Origin of the sequence: Streptomyces sp. NPDC001502, from assembly GCF_042894785.1 — a bacterium.
In the GTDB taxonomy this organism is placed as follows: Bacteria; Actinomycetota; Actinomycetes; order Streptomycetales; family Streptomycetaceae; genus Streptomyces; species Streptomyces kutzneri.
Window position 1 is genome coordinate 64,709 of the sequence record NZ_JBIAVW010000031.1, and the last position, 14,150, is coordinate 78,858.

General features: G+C 68.5%; 16 protein-coding genes. 10 read left to right on the top strand and 6 right to left on the bottom strand.

What is annotated here, in order from left to right:
* Window positions 1-170: 170 nt before the first annotated feature.
* Together ACFY0D_RS36155 and ACFY0D_RS36160 are read left to right on the top strand one after the other, a co-directional pair.
* A complete protein-coding gene (locus ACFY0D_RS36155) occupies window positions 171-563 on the top strand; it encodes an NUDIX domain-containing protein (RefSeq protein WP_390802143.1) in 393 nt (130 codons plus the stop codon).
* Between the two features lie 273 nt (window positions 564-836).
* A complete protein-coding gene (locus ACFY0D_RS36160; RefSeq protein WP_390802144.1) occupies window positions 837-1,088 on the top strand; it encodes a GNAT family N-acetyltransferase in 252 nt (83 codons plus the stop codon).
* A 50-nt stretch (window positions 1,089-1,138) separates the two neighbouring features.
* Here the strand turns inward: ACFY0D_RS36160 and ACFY0D_RS36165 are convergent, their stop codons facing one another.
* Window positions 1,139-1,513, bottom strand: coding sequence for an NUDIX domain-containing protein (locus tag ACFY0D_RS36165; protein ID WP_390802171.1), 375 nt, complete (start codon window positions 1,511-1,513; stop codon window positions 1,139-1,141).
* 216 nt (window positions 1,514-1,729) lie between these two features.
* Window positions 1,730-2,359, bottom strand: a complete 630-nt coding sequence (locus ACFY0D_RS36170) for a winged helix-turn-helix transcriptional regulator (RefSeq protein WP_390802145.1) — start codon at window positions 2,357-2,359, stop codon at window positions 1,730-1,732.
* Window positions 2,360-2,440: 81 nt separating this feature from the next.
* Between ACFY0D_RS36170 and ACFY0D_RS36175 the strand changes: the two genes are divergently transcribed.
* From ACFY0D_RS36175 to eif5A, 5 genes are all read left to right on the top strand, one after another.
* Complete coding sequence (locus ACFY0D_RS36175) at window positions 2,441-3,193, top strand: MBL fold metallo-hydrolase (protein WP_390802146.1); 753 nt, start codon at window positions 2,441-2,443, stop codon at window positions 3,191-3,193.
* 23 nt (window positions 3,194-3,216) lie between these two features.
* Complete coding sequence (locus tag ACFY0D_RS36180) at window positions 3,217-3,861, top strand: NAD(P)H-binding protein (RefSeq protein ID WP_351321382.1); 645 nt, start codon at window positions 3,217-3,219, stop codon at window positions 3,859-3,861.
* A gap of 3 nt (window positions 3,862-3,864) precedes the next feature.
* A complete protein-coding gene (locus ACFY0D_RS36185) occupies window positions 3,865-5,130 on the top strand; it encodes a multidrug effflux MFS transporter (RefSeq protein WP_390802147.1) in 1,266 nt (421 codons plus the stop codon).
* Window positions 5,131-5,477: 347 nt separating this feature from the next.
* Window positions 5,478-6,014, top strand: a complete 537-nt coding sequence (locus ACFY0D_RS36190; RefSeq protein WP_390802148.1) for a DUF4240 domain-containing protein — start codon at window positions 5,478-5,480, stop codon at window positions 6,012-6,014.
* A gap of 311 nt (window positions 6,015-6,325) precedes the next feature.
* Entirely contained in the window at window positions 6,326-6,787 is a 462-nt protein-coding gene (gene eif5A, locus ACFY0D_RS36195) for a translation initiation factor IF-5A (RefSeq protein WP_390802149.1), read from the top strand.
* Between the two features lie 24 nt (window positions 6,788-6,811).
* Here eif5A and ACFY0D_RS36200 read toward each other — a convergent pair whose 3' ends face one another.
* Window positions 6,812-7,009, bottom strand: coding sequence for a hypothetical protein (locus ACFY0D_RS36200; RefSeq protein ID WP_390802150.1), 198 nt, complete (start codon window positions 7,007-7,009; stop codon window positions 6,812-6,814).
* Between the two features lie 64 nt (window positions 7,010-7,073).
* Here ACFY0D_RS36200 and ACFY0D_RS36205 point away from each other — a divergent pair, with 64 nt between their 5' ends.
* On the top strand, window positions 7,074-7,520 hold the full coding sequence (locus ACFY0D_RS36205) for a hypothetical protein (protein WP_390802151.1): 447 nt from the start codon (window positions 7,074-7,076) through the stop codon (window positions 7,518-7,520).
* Window positions 7,521-7,901: 381 nt separating this feature from the next.
* Here ACFY0D_RS36205 and ACFY0D_RS36210 read toward each other — a convergent pair whose 3' ends face one another.
* Window positions 7,902-9,173, bottom strand: coding sequence for a hypothetical protein (locus tag ACFY0D_RS36210; protein ID WP_390802152.1), 1,272 nt, complete (start codon window positions 9,171-9,173; stop codon window positions 7,902-7,904).
* 213 nt (window positions 9,174-9,386) lie between these two features.
* Between ACFY0D_RS36210 and ACFY0D_RS36215 the strand changes: the two genes are divergently transcribed.
* A complete protein-coding gene (locus ACFY0D_RS36215) occupies window positions 9,387-10,484 on the top strand; it encodes an RCC1 domain-containing protein (RefSeq protein WP_390802153.1) in 1,098 nt (365 codons plus the stop codon).
* A gap of 416 nt (window positions 10,485-10,900) precedes the next feature.
* Here ACFY0D_RS36215 and ACFY0D_RS36220 read toward each other — a convergent pair whose 3' ends face one another.
* Window positions 10,901-11,962 carry an RCC1 domain-containing protein gene (locus ACFY0D_RS36220; RefSeq protein WP_390802154.1) on the bottom strand — a complete coding sequence of 354 codons (1,062 nt, stop codon included), beginning with the start codon at window positions 11,960-11,962 and terminating at the stop codon, window positions 10,901-10,903.
* A gap of 340 nt (window positions 11,963-12,302) precedes the next feature.
* Here ACFY0D_RS36220 and ACFY0D_RS36225 point away from each other — a divergent pair, with 340 nt between their 5' ends.
* Window positions 12,303-13,505 carry an alpha/beta fold hydrolase gene (locus tag ACFY0D_RS36225; protein WP_390802155.1) on the top strand — a complete coding sequence of 401 codons (1,203 nt, stop codon included), beginning with the start codon at window positions 12,303-12,305 and terminating at the stop codon, window positions 13,503-13,505.
* Window positions 13,506-13,743: 238 nt separating this feature from the next.
* Here the strand turns inward: ACFY0D_RS36225 and ACFY0D_RS36230 are convergent, their stop codons facing one another.
* Window positions 13,744-14,025: a carbohydrate-binding module family 14 protein gene (locus ACFY0D_RS36230; RefSeq protein ID WP_390802156.1), complete on the bottom strand. Its 282-nt coding sequence runs from the start codon at window positions 14,023-14,025 to the stop codon at window positions 13,744-13,746.
* Window positions 14,026-14,150: the final 125 nt, after the last annotated feature.

Below are 14,150 nucleotides of genomic sequence, written 5' to 3' on the forward strand. Positions count from 1 at the left end.
GTTCCCTCCACCATGCGGGCGGAATTCCTTGGGCAGGAACGGCGACCATCCGGCGACCCGAGTGCCCAGTTCACCGGCGGCGATCACCACTGCCGTGGTCGATTGCGCGTTCACCGGTGTGCTCCCCGGACGGTGTCGTCAGGGGATAGCGTCAGCGGGTGCATACACGCGTGACGGGCATCGTCATCGAGGACGGCCAGATCCTGCTGCTGGACCAGGACACCGACGGCGATCGTTCGTGGAGCCTGCCCGGGGGCAAGGTCGAGCCTGGCGAGACCCTGGAAGAGGCCTTGAAGCGAGAGATGCTGGAGGAGACCGGCGCCGAGGTCGAGGTCGGCCGTCTGCTGTACGTCTGCGACCACACAGCCGCTCATGTCGGATGTCGCACGGGTTCTGGAGGCAATCTCCATGCTGACGGCTGCGAGCGCCAGCTAGCTGGCAAAACTCTCCGACCCGCGAGAGGAGTTGAGCCTTCGTCGCTGCAAGCCCATCGTTACGAGGTGGGATGGTTCGCCGTAAATTTCGGACGGTCGCGCAAAGGGTCACTTATGGTGTCGAGATGATGTCCGTACGGGTCATGAAGGAAGCCGACATTGCGGCTGTCTCGGCAATACGTGTGGCCGGTTGGAAGGCAGCGTACGCCGGCATTGTGCCTCAGCCCTACTTGGACGGGATGAGGGTCGAGAAGGATGCCGAGCGGTGCCGGAGGCGTTTTGCGCGATCGGGCGGGCAGGTGATGGATCTTGTAGCGGTTGATGATCATTCAGAAGTTTCGGGGTGGGCTTGCCTCGGGCCCTACCGCGGCACGGAGGCGGACCATGCTCTGGGTGAGCTCTATGCTCCTCTACGTCCAGCCGTCACTCATCGGGACAGGAGTTGGCCGCACGCTGCTCAACGCCGTGAATACCCATGCTGCGGCTCGTGGTTTCGGCACGTTGCTCTTGTGGGTCTTTCGCAACAACTTTCGGGCGCGGCGCTTCTATGAACTGGCGGGCTACTCCGCCGATGGTGCCGTTCAAGTCGACGAATACGACGGAGTATTGCTGTCCGAAGTCCGCTACCAGCGCACGGTGCCGGACGTGATCTGAGCTTGGGTGGACGGATTAAGTCGGGCAGAACGCGCTGGCCATCGGGGTGCTCAGGCGACGTCGCCGAGGTAGCCGGTCGCGTACTCCGCGCCGGCGAGTGCGGTGATCGGCTGCCGCAGGGCGTGGGGAAGCAGGTTGAGGTGGGGCACGTTCTCCAACTCGACCCAGTCCAGGCCGGTCTGCAAGTCGTCCTCGGCGTGTCCGCCAAGCTTGCTGGGGTCACCGGAGGGGGTGCAATGGAAGATCGCTTCGATGCGGTGGGTGCTGGCTTCGGTGTCGGCGTGTTTGTGGTTGGCGCCGATGTATTCGCGCAGCCACAACATCCGGACCACGGTGACGGTCAGGCCGGTCTCCTCGTGGACTTCGCGGCGCACGGTGGCATCGAGGGCTTCACCGGGGAGCTGGCCGAGCCGAGGCCGCAGCAGCCGACGACGGCCTGCCGCAGCGGCCCAAGCCCGTACGCGTCCGCCGGCCCGAGGACCCGCTCACCCCCGAGGAGGTCGACCTCCGCGAGCGGCTCCAGGCCCAGCCCCACCCGAACGCCGAGATGCGGTAGGCCCGCCCACGACCTGCCCTGATCCCGTGGTCACCGGCTTAGCGTTAACCGCTGTACCGATGTTCCTACCAGTCTCACACCCGGATCAGCGGGGCAGGATGCGCAGTACTGCCTCGCGTTCGCCGCTGAGCCGCAGGCCTTGCTGTACTGCGGCGCTCAGATCGAGGTCGCCGAGCAGGGTTGCGGCCAGCAGGTGCGGCGGTCCGGTCAGTGACGCGGTGGGGTGGTCGACCCGGCCGGCGTGTGTGTGCACCGAGCCGTCCTTGACTTCGATGACCAGGTCTTCGTTGCCGTCGGCGTGCAGTTGCAGGGCGATTGCCGGCTGGTCGGGGCGGTGGTCGGTCAGTGCCCGGGCGGGCATGTCCAGCCAGTGGGTGCGGAAGGTGTCGCTGCCGCCCGGCTCACGCAACAGCGGCACGCCCCACCGGCTCAGCTCCCGCAGCACCGGCTCCAGCTCGCGGCCACGCTCGGTGAGGGAGAACAGGGTGGTGGCCACCGGCGGCGGGGCGGCCTCGCGGTGGACCAGGCCGGCTTCCTCGAGTTCGCGGAGCCGGTCGACCAGCAGGTTGCTGGCGATCCCGGGCAGCCCGTTGCGCAGGTCGGTGTGCCGGCACGGACCCAGGGCGAACAGTTCACGGACGATCAGCAGGGTCCATCGGTCGCCGATGGTGTCCAGTGCTTTCGCGATGCCGCAGTACTGCCCGTAGGTGCGCATGCCACCACCCTACATCGTGGTGTTGAGATTCAAAACTCTCTTGTTGACTTTCTCAACAACATCGGTCTAGCGTCGCTGTCCATGACCACCACCCTTTCCGTGCGTCGGCTGGCCTGGGCCGGCGTCGAGATCCGTCTCGGCGACACCCGCCTGCTGATCGACCCGCTCGAGAACGTCGCTCCGCTGGCGCCCGTGATGGGGCCGCCGCACCGGCCGGTCGACCCGGTCGACACCCCGCCCGGCACCCACGCCCTCATCACGCACCTGCACCCCGACCACTACGACCACGACCTGATCGCCCGGATCGCGGCCACCGGCACGATCGGCTGCCACACCCCGAGCGCGGCGGCGCTGCACGAGGCGGGCATCACCCCCGTTGCCCAGGACCTGGGCCAGTCACGCCGCATCGGAGAGCTGACCGTCACCCCGGTGACCTCGCTGGACTGGCGCGGCAACGACTGTGACCAGGTCGCCTGGGTCGTCGAAGGCGCCGGCCGGCGGGTCATCCACTGCGGCGACACCCAGTGGCACGGCAGCTGGTGGCAGATCGCCCGCGACCACGGCCCGTTCGACGTCGCGTTCGTCCCGGTCAACGGTGTCATCGCCCACTTCGAGGGCTACGCGGCCAACGTCCCGGCGACCATGACCCCCGAGCAGGGCGTCGAGGCCGCCGTCGCACTCGGCGCCGGCACCGTCTGCGCCATGCACTACGGCCTGTTCCACAACCCGCCGTTCTACACCGAACAACCCGACATCGAGCAGCGCTTCCAGCACGCCGCCGACGAGCGCGGCATCACCGCGGCCATCATCGCCGACGGCCAGCCCGTCCTCTGACCATCAGAAACAAGGAGCAACACATGAAGATCGTCCTGTTCGGTGCCAGCGGCAACATCGGCCGGCCCACCACCGAGGAACTACTGCGTCGCGGCCACACCGTCACCGCGGTCACCCGAGCCGGCCACGTCGACGGACTCAAGCACAAGGCCCTGACCGTGACCACCGGTGACGTCACAGACGCCGCCGCGGTCGCCGGCCTCGCCGCCTCCCACGACGCCGTACTGTCGGCCGTCGGCCCCCGGATCGGCCAGGAGAACGACCGCGCCACGATCGTCGGTGCCGCCCGTGCGCTGATCGACGGACTCCGCCGAGCCGGCGTCACCCGCCTGGTCACCATCGGCGGTGCCGGTAGCCTGCGCACGCCGACCGGCGCCCGGGTCATGGACGACCCGGACTTCCCCGCGCTGTGGAAGGCCAATGCCGAGGCCCAGTCCGAAGCGCTCGACCTCTACCGCGGCGTGCACGACCTCGACTGGACGTACGTGTCGCCCGCCGCGGTCATCGGAGCGGGCGAGCGGACCGGGGCCTACCGCAGCGCCGGGGACACCCTGCTCACCGACGACGACGGCAACAGCCGCATCTCGTACGCCGACTACGCGATCGCCTTGGCCGACACGATCGAGAGCGGCACCGCGATCCGCCGCCGCATCACCGTGGCGTACTGAGCCATGAGCAACGACGCCGCCGGCCGGCAAACCCGATTCATCGTCCTGCTCGCAGCGCTCGTGGCCCTGGGACCACTGTCCATCGACGGCTACCTGCCCGGACTGCCGGACCTCGCCGGCGACCTGCGCGCCAGCGCCGCGGCCACCCAGCTCACCATCACCGCCTGCCTGGCCGGGCTGGCCATCGGGCAGCTGATCGCCGGGCCGCTGAGCGACACCTACGGCCGGCGGCGTCCGTTGCTGGCGGGCCTCGCCCTCTACACGATCGCCAGCGCGCTCTGCGCGGTGGCACCCGACGTCCGGACCCTCGTCGGCCTACGCCTGGTCCAGGGCATCGGCGGGGCGTTCGGCATCGTCATCGCCAACGCCATGGTCCGCGACCGCACCTCCGGAACCCGCACCGCACGTCTCTTCTCCGCACTGACCTTGATCACCGGCCTGGCGCCGGTGTTCGCGCCGGTCCTCGGCGGCCAGCTACTGCGCGTCACGGCCTGGCCTGGAATCTTCGTGGCCCTGGCCGTACTCGGCGCCGTGATGCTGGCGGCCTCCGCCGCAGGACTGCCGGAGACCCGGCCCTCCGCGTCACGCCAGCCGCTGCCGGCTGTCGTCGGGCAGCTGCTCAGCGACCGGGTCTTCACCGGGTACGTCCTGGCCAACGGCCTGGTCTTCGCGGCGATGTTCGCCTACATCTCCGGCTCGCCGTTCGTCCTGCAGGAAATCCACGGCCTGTCACCGCAGCAGTACAGCGCCGTGTTCGCCGTCAACGCTGCCGGACTCATTGTGGCCGCCCAGATCAGCGGCCGGCTGGTGGCCCGGGCCGGCGCCCGTGTGCTGCTGGTCGCCGGTCTGCTGGGCGCGACGGCCGGTGGCACCACGGTCCTGGGCGCGGTGCTGACACGGGCACCCCTGCCCGTGCTCCTGGTCGGCCTGTTCGTCCTGGTCTCCAGCGTGGGCCTGGTCATGCCGAACGCCGCGGCCCAGGCCCTGGCCGACCACGGCGGACACGCCGGGTCGGCAGCCGCTCTGCTCGGCTTCAGCCAGTTCATGTTCGGCGGGGCACTTGCTCCGCTGGCCGGCGCGGGTGGCGCCACCGACGCCTTGCCAATGGGAATCATCGTCGCCGTGCTGCCGGCGCTCGCTCTGCTCGCATTCGGCGTCCTCACCCGGTCGAGGCCCGGTGAGCGCACTCGCAGGCCGGCTCGCCAAGGACCTGCCGGGCACCGGCGACCGCGCCGGCACATCGATCGCAGACGAGCCGGCATCCAGTGAATCGGGCCAGCGTCTGGCGAACAGGGTGATTCCGCGATCAGCGTGACAGACGTACGACGACGGTCGGGTGCAGCGACGCGTGGAACGCGAAAGATCGGCGTCCCGCCGCAACGAGGCAGGGCCTCCGCGATCCGCCAGCTCGTCCTCCAAGCCCCGGCACCCATCATCGCGAAGGCACGCGGCTACCACGACAAGACCGCCACCTGCCTGGTCACCGAAGCCGGAGGAACCTGGAGTCGATATGCACCTGGCGACCACACACGCTGACAGGAGCGACGTGGCTGCTCTGGTGAGCCAAGCTCCCGCGACCGGCCCGATGTCAGTACCAGGTGGCAGGCTCTGCCTCCATGAACAAGCAGCAGTTCTGGCAGCTCATTGAGGCAGCCCGCAATCAGGCGTCCAATCCGAACGACGGCGAAGCGGTCGCTCGCGAGGCGACCTCGCTGCTGGCCTCCCGGCCGGTCGAGGAGATCGTCGCAGCTGAGCAGGTTCTGTGGGACCTGATGGTCGACTCTTACAGCAATCCTCTCTGGGCCGCTGCTTACCTTGCCAACGGTGGGTGCTCTGACGACGGCTTCGACTACTTCCGCGGCTGGCTGATCGCTCAGGGCTGTGAAGTATTCGAGCGCGTAGTCGCTGATCCCGATGCCCTGGCAGAACTGCCCATCGTTCAAGCCTCCGCAGCCGACGGCGTCGACCTGGAGGGTGAGAACATGCTGGGCATCGCCTGGAACGCACACATCTCGGCGACCGGTGATCAGCTCCCAGCGAGCCCACCCACCATCCGCTACCGGGAGCTGGACCGCACCTGGAACTTCGATTTCGATGACCACGACGAAATGACCCGCCGACTGCCCCGCTTGGCAGCTCTCTATCTGGAGTAAGCGGAAGCTCGCAGTCACAAGACGAGGTCCAACAGCAGAGAACGAGACTCCCGGATCACTGTCGGTCATCTCATCGGGCCGTGCACACACCTCGGCTGACGAATACGCGACACCTCAACATGCGCGCCTACCAGTCCCAAAGCCGTTGCTGGCAACGAAGGGACTCGGACCTGCGGAATACCTGCCATCCGCATGCAGGCCGACGACTTGCGGCCGGGTTCACTCCACTGGGTGAGTGCTCGTTGGTCCGTGACGGTTGGGCTGGGCTACTGCGGTTCTACCTGCGGAAACAAGCGCACCAGGAGGCAGTGTTGAGCGACGTCGACCTCGATTCCGGATCGGCCCCGGCAGGGAGCAAGTCCCGCTCGACGCAGGCATCGGCCCTGCGGAAAAACAACTATGTGCTCCTCAAGGGCTCCCCCTGCAAGATCACCGAGCTGTCGACTTCCAAGACCGGCAAGCACGGCCATGACAAGGTCTACATCACCGCTGTCGACGTCTTCACCGGCAAGACGTACGAGGACGTGTCGCCTTCCACTCACATCGTGGAAGTACCGGTGGTCACCCGCATCGAGTACATGCTGACCAATGTCGCCGACGGGTTCCTCTCCCTCATGGACGAGTCCGGGGAGACGAAGGGGGACATCGTGCTGCCGGAGGGGCAGCTGGGCAAGGACATCCAGAAGGCCTTCGAGGACGGCAAGGACGTCCTCATCGTGGTGATCGCGGCCATGGACCGGGAAGCGGCAGTCGCCCACCGGACCACAGAGTAAAGACCGACCAGGGGGTTCGAGCTCTCAGAGCAGCGCGACGCCTACCGCGATGCCGGCGAGGAGGTCATCGCGGCGAAGGGGGCAGGCCGCAGGATCGAGCCTGCGGCCGAGCCGCTCACCGCGGGCAAAGTCGTCGACCGGATGGCCGCGCTCCAGCAGTCCGTCCAGGACGCCAAGACCGTCCGCGGCGAGAACGCGGCGCCCGCCGACGTCACCCGACACTGGACTGACGCCCCGAGCCAGATGTCGTGCCCCCGATCACGAAAGCCGGCCTCCGGCTGCTCCGATGGTCGCCCCTCTGGTCGAGCTCGTCGCAGCCACTCTCACGGCAGACGATGACGAAGACGCAGCAGCCCACCTCGTCGGCATGGGAGAACTCCTCGACGCCCTCGCCCAGACCTCGCCCGCCTCGAAACGCAGCGAACTGAACCAGGCAGCCCGCGCCTTCGAACGCGCCACCTGCTCCCACATCCGCGCAGAACGCTCGGCCAACCGCGCCATGCGCTCCGCCGCACGAGGCATCCTCCGCGCCGGCGTCGCCCTCGGCCGTGGCGAAGACGCCGGCGCCACCGCGATGCTGCTGTCCACGCTCATCCTCGCCGCGGTCGCCGCCGTGCTCTGGCACGCCGCCCGCGGGCACGCCCAGCAGGCCGCCGCCCGCCAGGCGGCTTGGAACCTCCGAGCTGCATGTCGATCGTCCGCCGCGTTCCCGCTCAGCGTGATGCGAGAGTAGGGTCGACGGGTCACTCCATCCGCTCGGCGACGACACGCTGACGCCGTGAGCTCGGCTCTTCACGGCCGTGCCGATCAGCTCTTGGCGTCCCCTGGTTGGTACGCACTCGCAGCCACGCTTGAGGAAGCCGAACGGGCAGGGTATGAGCCGACGGCACTGCTCCAGGGAGTGATCGACCAGCGCGAGTTGGAGTCTGCGGACAACCTCACGGACGTCCTGGTCTGGCGCCTTCGGCGAACGGCGAAACTCCCGGCAACGGCGGGCTCCGCACCCCATCGTCCGGGCCCCAAGGCGGTGACCATCCGGCAGGGTGCTGCGGAGCACGCCGACGCAGCAGCGCGTGCCGCTGCCGGGGTGAATCGCCGCCCGCGGCGGTGACCCCTATCCGACTCGGGTGGTTGCCCGGCAGCTGGAGCACGCGAGCGGGCTGTATCGGCCGTAACGGTGAATGGGTTCTGCGCAGAGCATGCAGGGTCCGATCTCCCAGGGTGGACAGCCCAGTTCGGTGGCGATGACGGCGCGTTCGCGAGCGGACAAGCGTCGTAGTTGCACCGGCCGGCTGGGGGAGCGGTACGGCTGGTCGGGGGCTTCGTCGAAGGTGTGCAGACCCGTAGCGGAGGACATGTCCCGCCGTGGCCGGGGGTCGCTGCTGTGGCGGCCGTCTTGGTGGCCGTACCGGCAGGAGCTGTCGAGTTCTTCCTCGGCGAAGGTGACCGGCTCGTCATCCGTCGGCTGATCCTCCGATGGGCTGTCGGCTTCGCCCGTGAGGTCGCGCCAACGTTCCACATCCTTTGCAAGGGCCCAGAGGTAGGAAGCCCGCCTGGGGTCATGGCTGTTGCGGACGCGGACGGCCACGTGCTCCCCGTCGGCGCTGGTGACGACGAGTTCATCCAGAGCTGTGGCGCGCTCTTGTGGGATGCACAGGGCGGGCAGGAACCAGCCGCTGTGGAACTTGCCGCAGTGCTGACCCTTTTCGGGGCACGGCCGCTCGCTGCTGGGCGTGCACTTCCAGATCTGCAGGTGCCGCACACCACCACGGACGACCATCGCGAGCGGTGAGACGATGCGCTGCCACGGCACGTCGTCGACCCGGGTCCAGGGCGCGCGGTCGACGATGGACGATGACGCGTCTCCGGTGACCCAGAGCGGTGCGATGCCGTTCTCCCGCGCTCTTCCGGAACGGCGCCGTACCGTGCTTGCACTGATGGGGGAGTACTGGGCCTCCCATCCCACCCGAGCCCCGGCGCCGGATACCAGAACGTCGGTGATGACACGGCCGTCCGCCGACCGCGCTTCCACCTGCACGTCCAGCCCGTGGCGCGATGCGGAGCGGGCTATGCGCTCCTTCATCGCCTTGTGCTTGTCGCTCTCCTCCGGCGTCGCAGTGTGCGTCAGGGGAAGATGCGCGGCCACCCACACGACTCGGCCGGAGCGGCGCTGCCGACGCACGAACATCCAGGGCGACTTCTCGGCCAGCGCGCACTCGCACCGTCCGCCGTTGCGGTCGGTCAAGCACTGCAGGAGGTCGCGCTCCCGTTCCCCGACGGGCTGCGTGATTTCTTGCAGCAGACCGGGGCGATCTCGGTGCCCCAAGTCTTCGAAGGTCAGATTGATCTCGATGCCGTACTTGGTGTGGAACACCCCGTTGGCCATACAAAAGACGATAAGCAGTCACACGGCTCACTGAAAGGGCGCGTGCCCGGCACATGTCGGAGACGTCCGAGTCCATCAGGGGCGTCATCTTCGAGATTTGGAGCCCGTGCCGACCCGTTCGGGTGATCCACGGCCTGGCTTGTCGATCATGTGCGGGCGGGACGGCAGGCTGGCCGCGTTACGTGCCGCGGCATGCCTTTCGGGAGGATGATCATGACGGACAACACGGTGCTGAGCTGGGGGGCCGGGGACGCCGGCCAGCTCGGGAACGGAACGGCTGCGGACAGCCTCCGCCCGACTTCGGTGGCCTCGCTGGTCCTGGGGGAGGTGGACCAGCTCGTCAGCGGCGGGCTGGACTCCAACAGCGCCTTCGTCCTTGCGCGGACCGACAAGACGGTGCAGGCATGGGGCGACAACGTGACCGGGCAGCTCGGCAACGGCGGCGATACGGATCAGCTGGTGCCCGTGACCGTGACCGGGCTCACGAACATCAAGGACGTCGCTGCCGGGGGGATGCATGCCCTCGCGCTGGATAACACTGGTCAGGTGTGGGCGTGGGGCGACAACGCCCACGGGCAGCTCGGCAGCAAGGGCGCAGGTGACCACCGCAACGTTCCTGACCGAGTCCAGGGCATGCCGAGGGTCAAGCAAGTCGCCGCGGGTGGCGACTTCAGCCTCGCTCTGCTGGAGAACGGCAAGGTCTACGCCTGGGGTCGGGGCATCCATGGCCAGCTCGGCAACGGCGCCCGCACCAGCAGCTCGGTGCCGCGTCAGGTGACGGGCTTGGAACACATCGTCGCGATCGCCGCCGGGACCCACCACGCACTCGCGCTGACCGCCGATGACACCGTCAAGAGCTGGGGCTACAACCTCTACGGACAGCTCGGCAATAGCGGCACCAAGAGCAGCACCCTGCCGGTCGACGTCGACCTGATCGAAGGTGTGGACAGCATCGTCGCCGGCGCCTTCCACAACTACGCGATCACCTCCGACGGCACCGTGTGGGGCTGGGGCTACAACCAGTACGGGCAGCTCCTGGAGGGTGAGGAGAACTTCGCCGACACCGTGGCCCGCACCAACCGCACCGCCCCGGTGGAGATCCCCCGCCTCAAGGGCGCCCAGTCCCTTGCCGCGGGCGCCCGCCACGCCGCGGCCATCATCGGAGGCAAGGTCTTCACCTGGGGCCACAACGGCGAGGGGCAGCTGGGCAACGGCACCACCACGCCCGCCCACGTCGAGGTCCAGTTCCATGGGGCCGGCCACACCCATGTCACCGCCTCCCTCGGCGGCAACACCACCTACCTTTACTGAACGGCCCCGCCGACCCTCGTGCCCCGCGCCATGCGCGGGGCACCTGCAGAGTCCGGTGGCCGGATTTGCCGAGGGCTGCCCCAGGATTCCGCGAACCCACGTGGCTCGAACCGGCAGAAGTGCGACCAGGGCCCGGCGTCCTGAATGCCGGCCGCTGCGGTGCACTGCTGGTACATCCGTGAGTGAGTGGCAGCGTGCACCGTGGGGGCCTGGGGGCCTGGGGGCCTGGCGGCCGACCAGGACGAGCGCGAGGTGCTGCCGACGCGGGCGGTCGGCTGCCCGACGTGAACCTCGTTCTCCAACAGGCGAGCTGAGACAGTCTCAGGACAAGAAACGTGGCGGTCACTTGCAGACAGGGTAACCGCCACCGCCGTGCGATCCCGGGAGCTGTACGCCAGCCCCGGGCGGTCGTGCTGTCAGTACGCGTAGCTGCTGCGGTCGGCTGCGGTCACGAAGGTGACGCCGCTGCCGGGTGCCAGGGGTGTGGTCGTGGCCGACGGGCTGGTGGTGCTGCCGTCGCCAAGCTGTCCGTCCTGGTTGGCTCCCCAGGCGATGACGGAGCCGTCGTGTAGGGCGGCGATGGTGTAGCCGGTACCGCCCGCCAGGTGCTGGACGCCCCGCAGGTGGTCGAGTGAGACCGGCGTGGTGCGGGGGGTCTTGGTGCCGTCACCGAGTTCACCGCTGGCGTTGGCTCCCCAGCCCTGGACGGAACCGTCGTCCATCAGAGCGAACGACGAAGCCTGGCCGACGAAGACCTTGGCCACCGCATCCAGATACGCCACGTCCACGGGGGTGCTGCTGTCCGCCTTGCTGTCGTTGCCGAGCCGGCCATCGGCGCCTGCACCCCACGCCTTGACGACGCCGTCGGCGGTCAGAGCCAGGACGTGAGCGTCTCCGACCGCGATCGCCTCAACATCGGCCAGGTCTGCGACCTGCTGGGGGGCGGTCCTGTCGGCGGTCGAGCCGGTACCGAGGCGGCCGGCCGTGCCCTGTCCCCAGGTCCACACGGTGCCGTCCTGGCCCAGGGCAACGCTGAATCCGTCACCGGCGCCGACCGCCTTCACCTTGTCCAGGCCCGGCACAGCGACCGGCACCTTCGATGCGGTGCCCTCGCCGGTGCCCAACTGGCCGTGGGCGTTCTCGCCCCAGGCCAGCACCTGTCCGCCCTTGACGGCCAGCACATGGTTGCGGCCGGCAGCCACCGCGGACACCCCGGACAGTCCGGCCACCACGGCGGGAGACGGCTGCCCGGTGAGGGTGCCGTTGCCGAGCTGACCCGAGGCGTTCACACCCCAGCTCTTCACCGTCCCATCGCGCAACAGCGCCACGGCGAAGCCCTCACCTGCAACCACCTCGCGCACATCATCACGCGTCAGCCCAATCACGGCGGCGGGCGTACGCTGCGCGAGGGTCGAGCCGTTGCCCAACTGCCCCTGCGCGTTCGCACCCCACGCCCTCACCCACGGGTCCGTGGTCATGTCTGCCTCCTCTCACACTGCGCAGAGAGACCGCACAGTGTTCCGACACTTCGATTACCCCCACCCTCCTTGTCGCTGTGTGTGTCTGCGGGGAGGCTTTCCGTAGTGGCGCATGAATTGGCCGACCCGCGGCTGCTGTGGCTTGAAGTCGCAGCCCCGCGACCTATCGCAAGTGACAGCGTGGTCGAGGTTCACTGGCGTCGGGCGGCTGTTCGACATGGGTGGGGCCTGGCGGGCGGCGCATTCCGGCTGCTGTGCCGGACACGCCGATCCCGTACCGCAACTACTCACACCGGGCATCTCGGCGTTGCCTCGCGGCTCGAAGATCGTTCCTCTATGTATGGAGAAGATCATCACTGCGGTTGCCCTGGTCGCCGCTGCCGCCGTCGGTATGGCCGCGCCGGCCCACGCCTCTTTTGCCGCAGGACAGCTGAGCGCACTGCAACGACCGGCGATCCTGCCCGCCGAGAACGGCGACGTGCTGAGCTCTGAGCCGGGTGTCTTCTACCTGGATCCGCTCAAGGTGATCAAGGTCGATGCGGGTGTCCACCGGATCATGTACAGCACCACCGACCGGTCCGGGAAGGCCATTGCCGTCACCGGTACCGTCCTGAACCCCAGGACTTCCCCGTACGGTCAACGCCCGATCGTTGCCTTCGCCCCCGGCACGCAGGGCCTCGCGGACAAGTGCGCCCCCTCCCGCCAGCTGGCCGAAGGCACCGAGTACGAGGCGCTGCCCGTCAAGAAGCTCCTCGACCAGGGCTACGCCGTGGTGGTGACCGACTACCAAGGGCTGGGCACACCCGGAGTCCACACCTACATGGACCGCGAGGCGCAGGGCCGCGCCGTCCTGGATTCCGTCCGGGCGGCCCAGCGTCTGGATGTCCTGGATCTCCCGGACGCGGGTCCGGCCGCGCTGTACGGCTACTCCCAGGGCGGCGGGGCGACGGCATCCGCCGCCGAACTGGCCCCGACGTACGCGCCCGAGTTGAAGCTCAAGGGCGCCGTTGTCGGCGCCCCGCCCGCGGACATGAGCAAGGTGGCCGACAGCATGGACGGCTCCGCCTACGGCGCATTCTTCAACTACGCCCTCTCCGGCCTCGCCACCTCCTACGGCATCGACGTCAACCCGTACCTCACCGCCCACGGCAAGCGCGTGACGAACGACCTGCGGGACAACCTGTGCACGACGCAGGCCCTCGCCAAGTACCCCTTCTTGAACTCACGCTTCCTCACCGTGGACGGGCGCCCGCTGACCGAGCGCCTCAAGCGCGCCCCGTGGGACACGATCGTGGCCGAACAACAGCTCGGCAAGCGCAAGCCCGCAGTACCCGTTCTGCTCTCCCACAGCGCCCTGGACGACGTCGTTCCCCAGCAGGTCGGCAAGAACCTGGCCGCTGATTGGTGCCGACAGGGTGTGACGGTGAGGTTCGCGGGCAACCACATCCCCGGGCACATCGCCGCGACCGAGGGCACCAGCGCCGAGGGCCTCCCGTGGCTCGTGGACCGCTTCGCCGGCCGGACCGCGCCGAGCACCTGCTGACCTCGGCAGTCCCCCGGACCGACTGCGGCCACCGCGTCACACGCGCGGAGCAACGCCTCGGCACCCCCGGGAGGGGACGCGCGCCTTGCCAAGCTGGACAGGGAGGGAAAGCTCTCCGAACTGCTTCAAGTTGAGGCGTGATAGCCGAAACGCCGCCCATCCGGAGGAGCGACGCGTCGCCTCTCCGGATGGCGATCTCAAGATCCCCGACAGCGTCACGTGATCGGCCGGACAGCTCCTAGCTGTGGAGGTGGTCGCCTTCGACTCGGTTGGCCTGTTCGGGGTAGTTGCAGGTCAGCAAGGTGAGGTCCCAGTGCAGGCCGGCGGGGCAATCGAAGCGGTATGCGATGCCGTTGGAGCATTCCCAGAACTGTGTGAAGTCGGCGTCCCCGTAGTACTGGTTGCCCCCGGGGCATTCCTTGGTGACGGGGCGCGGTTCGTCGGCGGCCATCGCCTGCGGTGCTGTCACACCGGCCAGGATCAGGCCGGCGACGGTAACGGCCATGCTGAGCTTCTTCATCGGATTCCCCTCCGTTGATCGGATGACGCGTTGATCAACGGCAGTCAAGGCGAGAGGGCACGCAGCCGCCAGACACCTTCCGGCCGACAGGCCAGGATGCCCTGTCGGTGGTTCGCGGTAGGGCG

Bases quoted from the DNA above. Each gene is read 5' to 3' on its own strand.
- ACFY0D_RS36160 (WP_390802144.1), top strand. From the start codon at position 837: ATGCTCCTCTACGTCCAGCCGTCACTCATCGGGACAGGAGTTGGCCGC.
- ACFY0D_RS36170 (WP_390802145.1), bottom strand. From the start codon at position 2,359: ATGCGCACCTACGGGCAGTACTGCGGCATCGCGAAAGCACTGGACACC.
- ACFY0D_RS36175 (WP_390802146.1), top strand. From the start codon at position 2,441: ATGACCACCACCCTTTCCGTGCGTCGGCTGGCCTGGGCCGGCGTCGAG.
- ACFY0D_RS36180 (WP_351321382.1), top strand. From the start codon at position 3,217: ATGAAGATCGTCCTGTTCGGTGCCAGCGGCAACATCGGCCGGCCCACC.
- ACFY0D_RS36185 (WP_390802147.1), top strand. From the start codon at position 3,865: ATGAGCAACGACGCCGCCGGCCGGCAAACCCGATTCATCGTCCTGCTC.
- ACFY0D_RS36190 (WP_390802148.1), top strand. From the start codon at position 5,478: ATGAACAAGCAGCAGTTCTGGCAGCTCATTGAGGCAGCCCGCAATCAG.
- ACFY0D_RS36205 (WP_390802151.1), top strand. From the start codon at position 7,074: ATGGTCGCCCCTCTGGTCGAGCTCGTCGCAGCCACTCTCACGGCAGAC.
- ACFY0D_RS36210 (WP_390802152.1), bottom strand. From the start codon at position 9,173: ATGGCCAACGGGGTGTTCCACACCAAGTACGGCATCGAGATCAATCTG.
- ACFY0D_RS36215 (WP_390802153.1), top strand. From the start codon at position 9,387: ATGACGGACAACACGGTGCTGAGCTGGGGGGCCGGGGACGCCGGCCAG.
- ACFY0D_RS36220 (WP_390802154.1), bottom strand. From the start codon at position 11,962: ATGACCACGGACCCGTGGGTGAGGGCGTGGGGTGCGAACGCGCAGGGG.
- ACFY0D_RS36225 (WP_390802155.1), top strand. From the start codon at position 12,303: ATGGAGAAGATCATCACTGCGGTTGCCCTGGTCGCCGCTGCCGCCGTC.
- ACFY0D_RS36230 (WP_390802156.1), bottom strand. From the start codon at position 14,025: ATGAAGAAGCTCAGCATGGCCGTTACCGTCGCCGGCCTGATCCTGGCC.